Genomic DNA, 15970 nt, shown 5'->3' on the forward strand with positions numbered 1-15970 from the left:
TGGGAGATCCCTCGCATTCGATGTCGCGGTGACAGGTTCGGCCGAGTCGACTTCGTGAGCGGCACGCGGCGACCTACCCTGGGGGCCGCAACCCGGCCGGAGTGACGCCGGGCCGTCGGGCAAGGGAACAGGGAGCATCGTGCAGGAGAAGTCGACCGCCCAGGAGGCGCCCCCGACTCCCCGCCCGCGCGGCCGCCGGTGGCGTCGTCCACTGGTGCTCGTGGCTCTCATCGCAGCCCTCGCGCTCATCGGGGGCGTGCTCGGCACCGACGGCGGCTCCACCCCCTCGCGGACGACGGCCCGCCAGGCCTCGGGCGCACCCGCGATCGACGACCCCGGTTCGGGCGGTCGCTCGGCCGTAGCAGAGCGCCCGGCGCGTCGTCCGAACATCGTGGTGATCATGGCCGACGACATGCGCGTCGACGACCTGCGCTACGCCCCCACGGTGCGCACGGTGCTGGGGGAGGGCGGTGTCACCTTCGACAACTCCTTCTCGCCCTTCCCGCTGTGCTGCCCGGCCCGTGCCTCGTTCCTCTCCGGCCGCTACGCGCACAACCACAAGGTGCTGTGGCACTACGCGCCCTACGGGTTCGCCGCCTTCGACGATTCCCGCACGATCGGCACCTCGCTCGCGGCGGCCGGCTACCGCACGGCCTACGTGGGCAAGTACCTCAACGGCTACGGCCCGATGCGCAGCCTCGTCACCGGCAAGCCGTCCTACACCTACGTGCCGAAGGGGTGGAGCGACTGGTACGCCTCGGTCGACGGCGGCAAGGAGGTCGGCATCCACGGCTCGACCTACAACTTCTTCGACGTGCCCTTCAACATCAACGGGCGCATCGACAACACCCACCGGGGTCAGTACGGCACCGACGTGATCGGCGCCTTCTCGCGGCGGCTCATCACCCGCTACGCGGCCGGCAAGCAGCCGTTCTTCCTCTACACCTCGTTCGTGGCGCCCCATCACGGCGGCCCGCGCGAACCCGACGACCCGGCGCCCTTCCTGGACGCCGACAACCACGTGCGCAAGCTCAACACGACCGCCCGCCCCGACTGGGTGAAGGGCCGCTTCAACGGCGTTATCACCCAGGCCCCGGGCCTGCCGAAGGACGGCGGTCCGGCCGAGGCCGACATGAGCGACAAGCCGACCAACCTCACGCGCTTCCCCGAGCCGAACGCGGCCGAGCGGGCTGCGTTGCTCAACGTCACCCGCCAGCGCGCCGAGGCCGTCTACGTGCTCGACCGTCAGGTCGCCAGGATCGTGGCGACGTTGAAGAGGACGGGCGCCTGGAAGAACACCGTGCTGATTTTCACCTCCGACAACGGCTACTTCCTCGGCGAGCACCGCAAGCCCGACGGCAAGGTGCTCGCGCACGAGCCGTCGCTGCGCGTGCCCTTCCTCGTCACCGGGCCGGGGGTCCGGGGCGGCGAGCGTCGCAGCGACCCCATCTCCACCGTCGACCTCACCGCCACCGTGCTCGACATCGCCGGCGCCCGCGCGCCCCACGTCGCCGACGGCACCTCGCGCTGGCGCAGCATCGTCCAGGGCGACCAAGGCTGGACGACGCCCGTGGTCACCGAGGCCTACAAGTCGATCACCGGGCGGCGCACCGACCCGAACTTCCGCGCCGGCGACGCACGCAGCTCGATCGGCCTGCGCACGCCGCGCTACTCCTTCACCCGCTACATGAACGGTCAGGGTGAGCTCTACGACCTCCTCGCCGATCCCGGCGAGTTCGAGAACCGCTTCAGCGACCCCGGCTACGCCTCGGTGCGGGCCGAGCTGGACCGCCTCTGGCTCGCGGTCAAGGACTGCGTGGGCACGGTATGCCGCACGCCGCTGCCCGACGACCTCGCGGCCACGCCGGCCGAGGCCACGCACCTCGTCGAGGAGTACTGGCGGGGGATCGCCGGGATCTACGGCGGCTGAACCGGCCGCCCTGCCTGATCGGGCGTGTGCTGGTCAAGCCCGGTGCAGGCCCGGTGCAGGCCCGGTGCAGGCCCGGCGCGGGTGCAGTCTCAACTGTCGGCGGCCAGCGCGGCGTCCACGGCCTCGGCCACGGGGGTCTCGCCGCCGACCACGTTCCACTGGCGCCCGATCGTCTCGTCGCGCTCGAGCAGCGCCGCCACGGTGGCGGCGACGTCGGCGCGGGTCACGTCGCCGCGCTGCGCCTCGGGGCCGAGGTCGACCAGGCCGGTGGCGGCGTCGTCGGTGAGGCGGCCCGGGCGGAGCACGGTCCAGTCGAGCTCGCTCTGGCGCAGAGCTACGTCGGCGTCGCGCTTGGCCGCCACGTAGGCCGCCCACACCTCGCCGAGGTCGGGGTCGGCCGGGCGGTCGACGCCGATCGCGGAGATCTGGACGAAGCGGCGGATGCCGAGGCGGGTCGCGCCGGCGATGGCGCCGAGCGAGCCGCCGAGGTCGACGGTCTTCTTGCGCTCGATGCTGCCGTCGCCGCCACCGCCCGCAGCGAAGACCACGGCGTCCGCACCCTCCAGCGCGGCGTCCCACGCCGCGTCGTCGGCGTTCTCGAGGTCGAGCAGGCGCCGCTCGGCGCCGAGCGACTCGAGGTCCGCGCGGTACTCCTCCTTGCGCGCGAGGGCCACGGGCTGGTGCCCGGCCTTCACGAGCAGCGGGTGCAGCAGACGGGCGATCTGGCCGTTTCCTCCGACGATGGCGATACGCATGCTCCCGCCGTACCCGCGCCTCGGTCACCGATACGGCCGCGCCGGTCGGCGGCGGGGTGAGCCCGCGCACGTCGCGGGCGGGGGAGTCGGATCAGGGGCGCGTGCTCACGGGCGCACGGTGAGGGTCTGCGCGGAGATGGCGAAGGGCCCGAGGTCGTCGTGCAGCACCGACTGCGTGATGCCCAGGCCGCCCGGCCCGAACGACACCTGCGTGTCGAGGCCCAGCCAGCCGCCCGAGCCGGACTCCGTGCGCTCGTTCCCCGACCACTGCGGCGCGCGCAGGAGGTGGATCGTGAGGTCGAGGTTCGGGAAGGCGACCTCGCGGGGGTCGACGCGGACGGCGACGCCGTTGGTGATGTCGACCAGGCCGACGGTGGCGGCCAGGGGGCTCGCCGGTTCGTCGTCCACGAGGGGGTGGTGGGTGCGCACGCGGGTGTGCGAGCGGCCGGCGGCCAGCTCGCGGCGGCGCAGCTCCACCGACGCGATGAAGCCGCCCGGCCACGTGGCGGTGCCGTCCCAGGCGTCGAGCTCGTCGGCGCGCGGCACGGGCGGCAGGTGCGTGCCGGCGAGGCCCGCGGTGTCGTGCTCGGCGCACAGCCAGGCGCGCAGCAGCACTGCGGCACGGCCGTCGTGGCGCGCGGTGGCCTGCACCAGCTCGATGCTGCGCCCCGGTCGCAGCACCTCCACCTCGATCTCGAGCGGCTCGAGCGGGATCGGGCCGAGGATGTCGAAGCTCAGCCGTGAGACGACGGGCAGGGGCGCCTCGCGTCGCGCTGCCAGGTGCCGCTCCACCTCGTGCACGAGGACGCCGAACGCCGGCGCGATGTGCTGCTGCGACTCGCTCCACGCGCCGCCCACGTGGGCGGTCGGGGCGAGCGTGGTGGGGGACGTTCGGATCCAGTAGGCCACCGGAGCATCCTGCCGTGCGGGTGAGCACGCACCCACCTCCGAAGGGAGGAGTGTTCAACTCGGGCTCGCCGCCTCGCCACCTGCGTCTGCTGCCGTGGGGGCATGACATCTCGGAACCCATCGATCACGCGCGCCCTGCGACCGCTCGTCCTGCTCGGAACCGCTGCCGCCCTGACCCTCGGCGCCGGCACCACCGCCGCCACTGCGGCGCCTACGGCGCGTCCGGCGACGGCCCCCGCGAAGACCGCCGGGCCGGGGCAACCGGCCAAGCCGGCCAAGCCGGTCGACCGCGACCGCGGCCGGGTGCGCCCGCTCGTGTTCGCCCACCGCGGCGCCTCGGGCTACCGGCCCGAGCACACCCTGGCCGCCTACCAGCTCGCCGTCGACCTCGGCGCCGACTACATCGAGCCCGACCTCGTGCCCACCAAGGACGGCCAGCTCGTGGCCCGCCACGAGAACGAGATCAGCGGCACCACCGACGTCGCGCAGCACCCCGAGTTCGCCGACCGTCGCACCACCAAGGTCGTCGACGGCGTGAGCGAGACGGGCTGGTTCACCGAGGACTTCACCCTCGCCGAGCTCAAGACCCTGCGCGCGATCGAGCGGCTGCCGCAGGTGCGTCCGGCCAACACCGCTTACGACGGCCGGTTCGAGGTGCCGACGTTGCAGGAGGTCATCGACCTCGCCCGCCGCGAGTCGCGCCGCCTGCACCGCACCATCGGCATCGCCCCCGAGACCAAGCACCCCACCTACTTCGCCTCCGTGGGCCTGCCCCTGGAGCGGCGACTCGTGCAGGTGCTGCGCCGCAACGGGCTCGACCGGGCGAACGCGCCGGTCGTCGTCCAGAGCTTCGAGGTGGGCAACCTGAAGCAGCTGCACCGGCTCACCCGGGTGCCGCTCGCCCAGCTCGTGGACGCCGCGGGCGCCCCGTACGACCAGGTGGTCGCCGGCACCGGCGTCACCTACGCCGACCTCGTCACGCCGGCGGGCCTGCGCGCGACGGCGCGCTACGCCACCTGGCTGGCGGCCAACAAGAACCTCCTGCTGCCCCGTGACGCTGCCGGCGCGATCGGCGCCCCGAGCGCGGTGACACGCGACGCCCACCGCGCCGGCCTGCGCGTGGTGACCTGGACCCAGCGGGCCGAGAACCAGTTCCTGCCCGCCAACCTGCGCCGCGGCACCGACCCGAACGCCTACGGCGACATGGCCGGCGAGACCCGAGCGCTGCTCGACGCCGGGGTCGACGCCGTGTTCGCCGACCAGCCGGACATCGCCGTCGCCGCACGGGACGCGTGGGTGGCCGAGCAGCGTCGCGGTCGCGGCCGGGTCGCCTGAGGTACCGCTGTCCCTCTCGGGCGAGGACACCGGCCGCCGCGTGCGGCCGGTGTCCTCGTTTTCGTGGACGACGACACGCCGCTGCCATGCGGCGAACCGGACGAGGAGGGCGCAGGATGACCCCCATGCCACTCGGGTCGCAGCCTCCCCTCGCCCCTGCCCGCCGTCGTCGTGTCGTGAGCAGCGGGCGCGGTGGCGCGCTGCTGGCCACCGTGGTGAGCCTCGTGGCGGCCGTGTTCGCCGTCGTCGCACCCGCCTCGGCCGCTCCCGCCCCGACCGTGCTGGCGCTGAGCGCACCGGTGCAGTTCGCGGGGCAGTCGACCACGCTGGGCGTCGTCCTCACCGACGGCGGACAGCCGGTCGCGGGTGCCGCCGTCACCGTCGAGCGGTGGAACGGCAGCGCGTGGGCCCCGCTCACCACCGCCGGCCCCGGTGGGGTGGGCACCACCGACGCCGCCGGGTCGCTCGATGTCGAGGTCGTCGTCGATCGCGATCCCGCCCGCAACCGCGTGCGGGCCACCTTCGCCGGCGACGCCGACCACGCGGCGTCCACGACCGAGTACACGCTGCCGCTGCGCCAGCGCCCCACCCGCACGTGGCTCGGCGGCCCCACCCGGGTGGTCGACGAGCAGGTGCTGAGCCTCGCCCTGCTGCGCCGCACCAGCACCGGCGTGGGCGTGCCCGGCCCCGTGACGCTGCAGCGCTGGAACGGCTCGGCCTGGGTGCGGGTGCTCACCGCCAACGCCGGCTCCGACGGCCGCGTGGTCGTGCGGGTGCGCCCCCGCACCGACACCCGCTTCCGCGCGGTGAGCAGCCCGGTGCCGTGGGCGCTCGGATCGGTGAGCACGATGCTGCGGGTCGACAACGTGCCCGCGGCGCGGCCCGTCGTCCTGCCTGCCCGATCGCCGCGCCCGCGGGCCCTTCCCGCGCAGGCCCGTGCCACCACCCCCGGCGCCGATGCCCGCATCACGACGATCCCCGACAGCGTGTGGCGCTCGATGGTCGGACGCTCCTGGCGCCCGGGATGTCTCGCGCGCTCGTCGCTGCGACTGCTCCGCATCAACTACTGGGACTTCTCCGGCTACCGCCGCCGCGGCGAGCTGGTCGCGGCCGCCAACGCGATCGGTCAGATGGCCCGAGCCCTCACCGACATGTACAACGCCAAGCTGCCCATCCGCTCGATGTACCGCGTCGACCGCTTCGGCTACTCGTCGCGCGTTCGCGGGGGCGACGACTACGCCTCGATGGCCGCTGACAACACCTCGGCCTTCAACTGCCGCTGGGTGGTGGGCCGCCCCGGTGTGATGAGCCCGCACGCGTCCGGCCGCGCGCTCGACATCAACCCCTGGGAGAACCCGTTCCGCTCCTCCCACGGGTGGACGCCGAACGGCTGGTGGCCTGCGCACTCGAACCCCCGCTACGCCTGGCGCTCGTCGAACCACGCCGTCGTGCGCATCATGGCCCGCCACGGGCTGCGCTGGACCTACGGCGTCTCGGACTCCCAGCACTTCGACACCGCCGTGCGCCGCGGCCGGGTGATGGCGCCGCCGTCGTGCGGGCTGCCGGTCTGCCACTGACCGGCACTCCGTCGGGCGCCTAGGGTGGAGCGGTGGCCGACTGCGTCTTCTGCTCCATCCTCGCCGGCGACCTCGAGGCCGACCTGGTGCTCGAGGAGCCGGCGTTCGCGGCCTTCCTCGACCAGCGCCCCGTGTTCAAGGGCCACGTGCTGCTCGTGCCGCGCACCCACGTCGTGACGCTGCCGGAGCTGCCGGCCGAGCACCGCGACGGCTTCCTCGCCGCCGCGCAGCGGTTGGCCACCGCCGTGGTCGAGGGCCTGGGCGCGCAGGGCAGCTTCGTGGCCATCAACAACACGGTCAGCCAGTCGGTGCCGCACCTGCACCTGCACGTCGTCCCGCGCACGAAGGGCGACGGCCTGCGCGGCTTCTTCTGGCCCCGCACGAAGTACGCCGCGGGGGAGCGCGCCGACTACGCCGCCCGCCTGAGGGACGCCCTCCAGCGCTCGGCGTGAGCCTGCGTAGGCTCCGCTGTGACGGTTCGCACCCCAACGGGGAGCGGGCCGGATCGCACTCCACCGAACTGAGAGGCACATCAGATGGGTCGTTTCGACGGGCGCGTCGCCGTCATCACCGGAGCAGCACGAGGGATCGGGTTCGGCACCGCCACCCGCTTCGCCCAGGAGGGCGCCTCGATCGCGATCGTCGACCTCGACGAGGCCGCCGCCGCTGAGGCCGCTGCCAAGCTGCCGCTCGTCGACGGCGCGAAGGCCGTCGGTGTGGGCGCCAACGTCAGCGACGGCGCCTCGGTCGAGGCCGCCATCGAGCGCGTCGTCACCGAGCTCGGCGGCATCCACATCCTCGTCAACAACGCCGGCATCACGCGCGACAACCTGCTGTTCAAGATGACCGAGGACGACTGGGACCTCGTGATCGGCGTCCACCTCAAGGGCGCCTTCCTCATGACCAAGGCCGCCCAGAAGCACTTCGTCGAGCAGAAGTACGGCAAGGTCGTGAACATCTCCTCGATCTCCGCCCTCGGCAACCGCGGCCAGGCCAACTACTCGGCCGCGAAGATGGGCATCCAGGGCTTCACGCGCACCCTCGGCATCGAGCTGAGCCCCTTCGGCATCAACACCAACGCCGTGGCGCCGGGCTTCATCGCCACCGAGATGACCGACGCCACCGCCGCCCGCCTCAAGCTGGACGTCGAGGAGTTCCGCCGCCTCAACGCCGAGGCCAACCCCGTCAAGCGCGTCGGCCTGCCCGACGACATCGCCGCGGCCGTCACCTTCCTCGCCTCCGACGAGGCCAGCTACATCACCGGCCAGACGCTCTACGTCGACGGCGGCATCTCCCTCGGCACCTGAGCTCGTCGCCGGGTGCCTGGCCGCCCGCCGCCGCTTGTAACTCAGTGTTCGGTCGTCCACCACGGTGTTGTGACCAGTCACAACACCGTGGCAGTGCACCGAACACCGAGTTACAAGTGGGCTCGCACGGCGAGGGGCCGATCAGGGCGAGGTATCGAGGACGACGTCCTGGGTACAGCCAGTCGTTCGGACGCCGCTTCCGCGACACGCGGGGGCGGCGTTCGTCGTCCGCGGCGGCGAGCGTTCACACTGGGGCGGTGCGCACGCCTCGAACCCGCCGGGCCCTGCCGGCCTCGCTCCTCGCCCTCAGCCTGAGCCTCTCGCTGGCCGCCTGCGGCGGAGGCGGGGACGACGCCTCGTCCGGCGCGTCCAAGAAGGAGTCGTCCTCGGTGTCAGCCACGCCCACGCCGGCGCCGCCCGCCACGTGGCCGCTCACCGGTCTGCAGGCTCCGGCGGGCACGTCGGTCGAGCTCGACCACCCGGTGATCGTGACGAAGATCGACAACTCCCGGGCGAGCTCGCCCCAGGTGGGCCTGAGCAAGGCAGATCTCGTGGTCGAGGAGCTCGTCGAGGGTGGCATCACCCGCTTGGCGGCCTTCTACTACTCCCAGCTCCCGGGCGACATCGGCCCGGTGCGCTCGATGCGCGCCACCGACATCGGCATCGTCGGGCCCACCGGCGGTGTCATCACCACCAGCGGCGCGGCCGGCTTCACCATCGACCGCGTCAAGAAGGCCGGCATCACCTTCTTCCAGGAGGGCGGCCCCGGCTTCTACCGCAAGGGCGGGCGCTACGCCCCCTACAACCTCTTCACCAGCCTCAAGAAGGTCGCCCGCGCGACCCAGGACAAGAAGCTCGAGCGTCCCCGCGACTACCTGCCCTGGGGCACGGCCGCCGACCTGCCGGCCGGCAAGCCGGCTGCACGCTTCACCGTGGCCTTCAGCGGCGGGCACCGCACCGACTGGGTCTTCCGGGGCGGTCGCTACGTCAACACCAACTCCAACGCCGCGAAGGGCGACCGCTTCACGCCCACCAACGTGCTCGTGATCCGCGTCGGCGTCGTCGACGCCGGCTACAAGGACCCCGCCGGCAACTTCGTGCCCGAGAGCCGGTTCGTGGGCAAGGGGCGCGCCCAGCTGTTCAGCAACGGCCGCGTGGTCGACGCCGTGTGGTCGAAGGCGAAGAAGTCCTCCGAGCTCACCCTCACCGACACCACCGGCGCGCCGCTGACCGTGCCGGCCGGCAAGACCTGGATCGAGCTCACCCCGGCCGACCGCTTCGGCGGTCGGGTGACGCTGGGGCGCTGACGCCTCGCGCCTGACGCGTCAGGAGCGGCGCCGGCCGCGGCCGGAGCGGGGTGCGGCCGGCTCAGCGTCCTCGGCCGGCTCGGTGTCCTCGTCCGGCTCGTCCGAGGCCACGTCGTCGACCAGCTCGGCGTCCTCGACGCCCTCGATCTCCTCGACCTCCGCGTCGCTCGGCTCCCCGTCGTCCTCGCCTGCGTCGGGCCCGAGGGGAGAGGTGGTGGGAAGCGTGCCGAGCAACGAGCCGACGTCCGCGCCCTGCTCGACCAGGCTCTGCACGCCGGCGAGGAGGAAGCCGATCGCGCCCTCGACGCGCCGGGCGGCGGCCTCGGGGTCGGCGGCGGTGGCCACCGACTCGCCGGCCGAGGAGAGCGCGCCGAAGAAGATGCGCGAGAAGGTCTGGAGCATCTCCTCGTCGAGGTCCCAGTGGCCGGCGTCGAGGGTGGCGCGCACGATCTCGACGATGTTGGCGAAGGTGGAGCGCTCCTCCTGCTCGCGGTAGCGCTCGTAACCGAGCACGGCCGGGCCGTCCTGGATGACGATGCGCCGGTAGGTGTTCTCCTGCACCACGTCGAGGAAGGAGCGCAGCCCCTCGGTGGCCTTCTGCCACGGGTCGCGCTGACCGCGCAGCGATTTCTGGATGCGCTTGGCCGAGTCGGCCTCGATGCGCTCGAAGACGGCTTCGAAGAGCGCCTGCTTGCCGCTGAAGTGGTGGTAGAGCGCGCCCTTGGTCACGCGGGCGCCAGCCACGATGGCGTCGAGCGAGGTGGAGGCGTAGCCCTTCTCGGCGAAGAGCTTCTCGGCCACGTCGACCAGGGCCCGCTTCGTGGACGCCGAGTAGGCGCCGCGCCGCGTGCCGGGAACGCCGGGGACCTTGGGGACGAGCTTCGACACCGACGCCTTCGACACGCGCTCAGCATAGGCGTGCCGGCGCACCGCGGGTGAGCCCGGTCACGTCGCTGCGCAGGCGTGGGCGGGATCACGCCTCGCACGGGTGTGGAGCGGGCCCTACGGGCTACATACTCGAAGTACGTACCAGCGGTATGTCGGTTCGCGCAGCGCTCCCCTGAACCGGCAGCCGCCGACACGAGACAGGAATGCTGACCATGACCTGGACGGCCTACCACAACCGCGGCGAGACCCTCCGCGCCGTCATCGCCACCTCCGCCGTGCGCCGCGACGGGCTCCTCCCGATGGACGTCGAGGGCGTCGCCGCCACCTTCCGCGACGAGCTCGACCTGCTCGCCGCGCTCACGCTGAAGTGGCACACCCGCCTCTCCGGCCACATCGAGCGGATGCTCGCCCACCAGCCGATGGACCTCGACGAGGCCGTCGCGATCGCGTGGAGCAACACCGCCCACGAGCTGCCGGGCATCCGCCTGATCATCGACCACTACCGCGCCCACCCCGTGGACGACGCGATGGCCACCGCCATGGCCGCCGCCACGGGCAAGGAGCACCACCTGCTCGCCGTCATGGCGGGCCGCTCGGGGATCGGCGCCGACGCCGCCGCCCGCGTGGGTGCCGAGATCGAGGAGCGGGCTCGCGCCCTGCACAAGGGGATCCCGATGCTTCCCGCCGAGGAGGCCTACGAGGAGGTCGCCGAGCCGCGCACGCTGCTCGACCGCCTCCGCGCGGTGCTCGCGGCCTGACCCGAGCAACACGCCAGCGCAACCGCCACAACAGCACAGCACTCGTCCGCGCCCGCGAGGCGGGGCGCGCGTGTCCGGATCATCGGACCGCGCGTCCTGCAGCGCGGGCGCGCGGCATGATGGGGCCATGGCCTCCGACCGACGCGTGGCTCGCGACGTGCTCCCGCTCGCGCCCGGTCGCCTCCTGCTCGCCTCGCCCGAGCTGCTCGATCCGAACTTCGCCGACACCGTGGTCCTCCTCCTCGACGTGGACGACGGCGGCGCCCTCGGCGTCGTCCTCAACCGGCCGAGCGTGCTCCCCGTCGGCGAGGTGCTGGGGGAGTGGGAGGACGTCGTCGACGAGCCGGAGGTGCTCTTCCAGGGTGGTCCGGTGTCGACCGACGGCGCCCTCGCCGTCGCTCTGGCAACCCCTGGCGGTGAGGGCGCCGCGGGCTTCCGCGCTGTGTGGGGCCGACTCGGCCTCCTCGACCTCGACACCCCGCGCGAGCTCGTCACCGGCACCGTCGACCGGCTGCGCATCTTCGCCGGCTACGCCGGCTGGGGCCCCGGGCAGCTGCAGGCGGAGATCGCCGAGGGCAGCTGGTACGTCGTCGGCGGCGAGATCGGCGACGTCTTCTCCGACGACGTGCGCGACCTGTGGCGCCGCGTGATGCGCCGCCAGCCCGGCGAGCTGGCGTTCCACGCCACCCGCCCGACCGATCCCGAGCTGAACTGACGCCGAACACCTGCGCCGGTTTGAGACTTGTCTGTCTCGTGTGAGACATTGATGTCTCATTCGAGACTCGGAGGTCCCATGTCCACCCGTGCAGCGGTGCTCGCCGCCGCCACCCGCCTGCTCAACACCGAGCCCACGGCGTCCATGGCCCAGGTCGCTGCGGCCGCGGGCGTGGGCCGCGCCACCGTGCACCGCCACTTCGCCACCCGCGAGGAGCTGCTGCACGAGATCGGCGTCGGCTCGCTAGATCGGTGGGAGGAGAGCCTCGAGGCCGTCGGCGCGGCCGCTGCCGTCGCGTCCGAGGACGCCGCGCAGGTGCGGGCCGCACTCGAGGCGATGCTCGCCCGCTTCGTGGTGGACGCCCAGGACTTCGCGATCGCCCTCACCGACACCAACATCGTCGCGGCCCCGGCCCTGCGCGAGCGCTGCGAGCAGATCTTCGTGCGCGAGGTCGAGCTCTACGCCGCGGGCCAGCGCACCGGCGTCCTGCGCTCGGACGTGCCCGCCCGCTGGCTCGGGCACACCGTCTACGGCCTGCTCGTGGCCGTGCGCGACGCCCTCATCGAAGGCGACATCGCACGTCGCGATGCCGTCGACCTGATCACCACCACGTTCTTCGAAGGAAGTGCCGCGCGATGAGCGCCCTCACCACCCCCCGCACCACCGCACCCGCCGATCCGCGCCGCTGGGCCGGTCTCGCCGTGCTCTCGGCGAGCCTGCTCGTCGTGGTCATGGACATGACCGTGCTCAACGTCGCGCTGCCCGACCTCGCCGCCGATCTCGACGCCGGAGCGCTCTCGCAGCTGTGGATCGTCGACGTCTACTCGCTCGTGCTCGCCGGCCTGCTCATCCCGTTCTCCGCGCTCGCCGACCGCTTCGGACGACGCCGGGCGCTGCTGGTCGGCTTCGGCATCTTCGCCGGCGCCTCCGCCGGCGCGCTCGTGGCCACCAGCCCCGGCGAGGTCATCGCGCTGCGCGTGCTCCTCGGCATGGGTGGCGCGCTCATCATGCCGGCCACGCTCTCGCTCATCCGCGCCCTCTTCCCCGACCCGCGCGAGCGGGCGTTCGCCCTCGGGCTCTGGGCCTCCACGGCCGCGGTCGGCGGCGCCGTCGGCCCGATCGTCGGCGGAGCGCTGCTCGAGGCCTTCACGTGGCACGCCGCCTTCCTCGTCAACGTGCCGCTGATGCTCGTCGCGCTGCCCGCGGGCCTGCTGCTGCTCCCCGAGAGCCGCAGCGACCGGCCCGGTCGCGTGGACGCCGCGGGCGTGCTGCTCTCGGTCGGCGGCATGGTGTTCGCGGTGTTCGCGATCAAGCACCTCGGCAAGGAGGGGCTCGACGCGCTGGCCGTCGTCACCGCCGTGCTGGGAGTCGGCATGCTCACCGCCTTCGTGCGCCGCTGCGCCCGCCAGAGCGACCCGATGCTCGCCGTCCGGCTGTTCCTGCTGCCGGTCTTCCGCGCCGGCGTGCTCACCGCACTGGTGAGCAGCACGGTGATGGTCGCGGTGCTCTTCGTGGGCGCCCAGTGGCTCCAGCTGGTGCGCGGGTGGAGCCCGCTCATGGCTGGTGTCGCGCTGCTGCCGATGGCGCTCGGCGGCCTCATCGGGCCGCCACTCGCCCCGGCGCTGGCCGCGCGGGTCGGCGCTCGCCAGGTGCTGGTGGGCGGACTCGTCGTCCTCGCTGCGGGGGTGGGCGTGCTGGGCCTGGTGCCCGGCGAGCTCACCTACGCGACGGTGGCCGTCTCGCTGCTGCTCATCGGCGGCGGCTCGGCCGCACTGGGCCTGGCCTCCGCGCTCATCATCGGCGCGGCGCCCGCCCACCAGGTGGGTTCGGCCGCCGCGGTGGAGGAGATGTCGTACGAGGTGGGCGGTGTGCTGGGCATCGCGCTGCTCGGCAGCCTGGCCGGCATCGTCTACCGCGCAGGCCTGCCGGAGACGGCTCCGAGCGCCGCCGTGGAGTCGCTCACGGGCGCCCTGGGTGGGCCGGTGCAGGCCGCGGCGATGGCGTCCTACTCCACCGCCTTCGGGGTCGTGGGCCTGGCTGCGGCCGCGCTCACGCTGGTCGTCGCCGTCCTCGTGCACCGCGACCTGCCGGCCGATCTCGACGTCTCCGGCGAACACTGATCCCGCGCCCGCGGCGGTTAGAGTGACCCGGTGACCACGATCGGCTTCTCGACAAGCACGGACGTCCGGGAGGACCGCCGTACCGTCCCGACCGACGAGGGCGACCACGAGCGGTTCAGCCACTACGTGGAGAAGGACAAGCTCACCGAGGCGATGGTCATGGGCACGCCCGTCGTCGCACTGTGCGGCAAGGTGTGGGTGCCCTCGCGGGCCCCGGAGAAGTACCCCGTCTGCCCCGACTGCAAGGAGATCTGGGAGGGGCTGGGCGACGAGGGCGGGTCCGGTGGTCCCGGTGGATCCGGTGGCGGTCCCGACGGAGGGTCCGGTCCGCAGGCATGAGCTCGCTCGGTCCGGCCTGGCCGGAGCGGGCAGCGTGGGGCACGGCGCCGTCGCTGCGTGCCTGGCAGTCTGCTGCGCTCTCGGACTACCTCGCGCGCAACCCGCGTGACTTCCTTACCGTCGCCACCCCCGGCGCCGGCAAGACGACGTTCGCGCTCACCGTCGCCGCCGAGCTGCTCGGACGACGCGTCGTCGACCGCCTCATCATCGTGGCGCCCACCGAGCACCTGAAGATGCAGTGGGCCGAGGCGGCCGCCCGCGCGGGCCTGCCGATCGATCCCACCTACTCGGCAGGCAAGGGCAAGATCGCCAGCGACTACGTGGGCGTCGCGGTCACCTACGCTGGTGTCGGCGTCAACCCGCTCGCGCTGCGCATCCGCACCGAGCGCTTCCGCACGCTCGTGATCCTCGACGAGATCCACCACGCCGGCGACTCGATGAGCTGGGGCGAGGGCGTGCGGGAGGCCTTCGAGCCCGCCGCCCGCCGTCTCGCGCTCACGGGCACGCCGTTCCGCTCCGACATCAACCCCATCCCGTTCGTGCGCTACGAGCCCGGGCCCGAGGGCGTGCCGATGTCGGTGCCCGACTTCACCTACGGCTACGCCGAGGCGCTCGCCGACCACGTCGTGCGCCCCGTGCTGTTCCTCGCCTACTCCGGTCAGATGACCTGGCGCACGAGCGCCGGCGACGAGGTCGTGGCCAGCCTCGGCGAGCCGCTCACCAAGGACATGACCGCCCAGGCGCTGCGCACCGCACTCGACCCCAACGGGTCGTGGATCCCCTCGGTGCTCGCCGCCGCCGACAAGCGTCTCTCCGAGGTGCGGCGCCACGTGCCGGACGCCGGCGGTCTCGTCATCGCCTCCGACCAGGACTCCGCCCGCGCCTACGCCAAGCAGCTGAAGGCGATCACGGGCGAGGCGGCGACCGTCGTCCTCTCGGACGAGAAGGCCTCCTCCAAGCGCATCTCGGAGTTCAGCGCGGGCGAGAGCCGCTGGCTCGTGGCGGTGCGCATGGTCAGCGAGGGCGTCGACGTGCCGCGCCTGGCCGTCGGTGTGTGGGCCACCAACACCTCCACCCCGCTGTTCTTCGCCCAGGCGGTGGGCCGCTTCGTGCGGGCCCGCAAGCGCGGCGAGATCGCCTCGGTCTTCCTGCCCTCGGTGCCGACCCTCCTCACCTACGCCTCCGAGCTCGAGGTGCAGCGCGACCACGTGCTCAAGCGCAAGGTCAGCAGCGACGGCGACATCTTCGCCGCCGAGGAGGACCTCATGAACCAGGCCAACGCCAGCGAGGCGGCCTCCTCCGACCTCGAGTCGCTGCCCTTCGAGGCCCTCGGCTCCGAGGCGCGCTTCGACCACGTCCTCTACGACGGCGCGCAGTTCGGCCACGAGGGCGAGGTGCACATCGGCTCTGAGGAGGAGATGGACTTCCTCGGCATCCCCGGCCTGCTCGAGCCCGACCAGATGCGCGCCCTGCTGCAGCAGCGGCAGGCCGACCGCCGTCGTCCACGGGGCGCGGACGACGCCCAAGGCGCCAATCGCGCCGACGCTCGCGCTGCCGAGGCCCTGGCCGACATCACCACGCACGAGCACCTCGCCGTGCTGCGCCGCGAGCTCAACGGCCTCGTGGCCAGCTGGCACCACCGCACCGGCCAGGCCCACGGCATCACCCATGCCGCGCTGCGCAAGGAGTGCGGCGGGCCGGCGGCGGCCGTGGCCAACGCCGAGCAGCTGCAGAAGCGCATCGACCGCATCCGCGAGTGGTCGGTGCGCAAGAGCTCCTGAGGGACGTGGCTGCGGCGCCTGGGTGGGTGCTGAGCGGTCGACTGGGCCGACGAAACTGGCACTGGGACGACGGAAGTCCGTCGTCCCAGTGCCAGTTTCGTCGTCCCAGTCGACCGCTCAGCACCCACCAAGGCGCCGCAGCCACGTCCCTCAGGAGCTCTTGCGCACCGACCACTCGCGGATGCGGTCGATGCGCTTCTGCAGCTGCTCGGCGTTGGCCACGGCCGCCGCCGGCCCGCCGCACTCCTT

At 73.0% G+C, this 15970-nt stretch carries 15 protein-coding genes; 12 read left to right on the top strand and 3 right to left on the bottom strand.

Translation table 11 applies throughout. The annotated features are described in order from the left end of the window. Positions 1-139 precede the first annotated feature (139 nt). On the top strand, positions 140-1930 hold the full coding sequence (locus tag ACERUN_RS08550; RefSeq protein ID WP_370289470.1) for a sulfatase: 1791 nt from the start codon (positions 140-142) through the stop codon (positions 1928-1930). A gap of 89 nt (positions 1931-2019) precedes the next feature. Here ACERUN_RS08550 and ACERUN_RS08555 read toward each other — a convergent pair whose 3' ends face one another. Together ACERUN_RS08555 and ACERUN_RS08560 are read right to left on the bottom strand one after the other, a co-directional pair. Beyond that, positions 2020-2685 (bottom strand): SDR family oxidoreductase, encoded by a 666-nt coding sequence (locus ACERUN_RS08555; RefSeq protein WP_370289471.1) that lies wholly within the window; start codon positions 2683-2685, stop codon positions 2020-2022. A 105-nt stretch (positions 2686-2790) separates the two neighbouring features. Beyond that, complete coding sequence (locus ACERUN_RS08560) at positions 2791-3594, bottom strand: thioesterase family protein (protein WP_370289472.1); 804 nt, start codon at positions 3592-3594, stop codon at positions 2791-2793. A gap of 102 nt (positions 3595-3696) precedes the next feature. Here ACERUN_RS08560 and ACERUN_RS08565 point away from each other — a divergent pair, with 102 nt between their 5' ends. The 5 genes from ACERUN_RS08565 to ACERUN_RS08585 all read left to right on the top strand — a co-directional run bounded on the left by ACERUN_RS08565 (position 3697) and on the right by ACERUN_RS08585 (position 9120). Next, positions 3697-4929: a glycerophosphodiester phosphodiesterase gene (locus ACERUN_RS08565; RefSeq protein WP_370289473.1), complete on the top strand. Its 1233-nt coding sequence runs from the start codon at positions 3697-3699 to the stop codon at positions 4927-4929. A 125-nt stretch (positions 4930-5054) separates the two neighbouring features. Then, entirely contained in the window at positions 5055-6506 is a 1452-nt protein-coding gene (locus ACERUN_RS08570) for a M15 family metallopeptidase (protein WP_370289474.1), read from the top strand. Positions 6507-6538: 32 nt separating this feature from the next. Further along, complete coding sequence (locus tag ACERUN_RS08575; RefSeq protein ID WP_370289475.1) at positions 6539-6958, top strand: HIT family protein; 420 nt, start codon at positions 6539-6541, stop codon at positions 6956-6958. Between the two features lie 84 nt (positions 6959-7042). Next, on the top strand, positions 7043-7813 hold the full coding sequence (locus ACERUN_RS08580; RefSeq protein WP_370289476.1) for an SDR family NAD(P)-dependent oxidoreductase: 771 nt from the start codon (positions 7043-7045) through the stop codon (positions 7811-7813). 257 nt (positions 7814-8070) lie between these two features. Beyond that, positions 8071-9120 (top strand): DUF3048 domain-containing protein, encoded by a 1050-nt coding sequence (locus tag ACERUN_RS08585; protein ID WP_370289477.1) that lies wholly within the window; start codon positions 8071-8073, stop codon positions 9118-9120. 18 nt (positions 9121-9138) lie between these two features. Here the strand turns inward: ACERUN_RS08585 and ACERUN_RS08590 are convergent, their stop codons facing one another. Beyond that, positions 9139-10023: a TetR/AcrR family transcriptional regulator gene (locus ACERUN_RS08590; RefSeq protein WP_370289478.1), complete on the bottom strand. Its 885-nt coding sequence runs from the start codon at positions 10021-10023 to the stop codon at positions 9139-9141. 188 nt (positions 10024-10211) lie between these two features. Here ACERUN_RS08590 and ACERUN_RS08595 point away from each other — a divergent pair, with 188 nt between their 5' ends. The 6 genes from ACERUN_RS08595 (at position 10212) to ACERUN_RS08620 (ending at position 15721) form a co-directional block, all read left to right on the top strand. Next, entirely contained in the window at positions 10212-10766 is a 555-nt protein-coding gene (locus tag ACERUN_RS08595) for a hypothetical protein (RefSeq protein ID WP_370289479.1), read from the top strand. 127 nt (positions 10767-10893) lie between these two features. After that, on the top strand, positions 10894-11481 hold the full coding sequence (locus tag ACERUN_RS08600; RefSeq protein WP_370289480.1) for a YqgE/AlgH family protein: 588 nt from the start codon (positions 10894-10896) through the stop codon (positions 11479-11481). 78 nt (positions 11482-11559) lie between these two features. Then, entirely contained in the window at positions 11560-12120 is a 561-nt protein-coding gene (locus tag ACERUN_RS08605) for a TetR family transcriptional regulator (protein ID WP_370289481.1), read from the top strand. Further along, a complete protein-coding gene (locus ACERUN_RS08610) occupies positions 12117-13601 on the top strand; it encodes an MFS transporter (protein ID WP_370289482.1) in 1485 nt (494 codons plus the stop codon). The genes ACERUN_RS08605 and ACERUN_RS08610 overlap by 4 nt, the downstream gene beginning before the upstream one ends. A 39-nt stretch (positions 13602-13640) precedes the next feature. Next, complete coding sequence (locus tag ACERUN_RS08615) at positions 13641-13940, top strand: DUF3039 domain-containing protein (protein ID WP_370289484.1); 300 nt, start codon at positions 13641-13643, stop codon at positions 13938-13940. Continuing rightward, positions 13937-15721 carry a DEAD/DEAH box helicase gene (locus ACERUN_RS08620; RefSeq protein WP_370289483.1) on the top strand — a complete coding sequence of 595 codons (1785 nt, stop codon included), beginning with the start codon at positions 13937-13939 and terminating at the stop codon, positions 15719-15721. Before ACERUN_RS08615 ends, ACERUN_RS08620 begins: the two co-directional genes overlap by 4 nt. Positions 15722-15970 lie beyond the last annotated feature (249 nt).

The organism is Nocardioides sp. (genome assembly GCF_964229035.1).
GTDB lineage: Bacteria > Actinomycetota > Actinomycetes > Propionibacteriales > Nocardioidaceae > Nocardioides.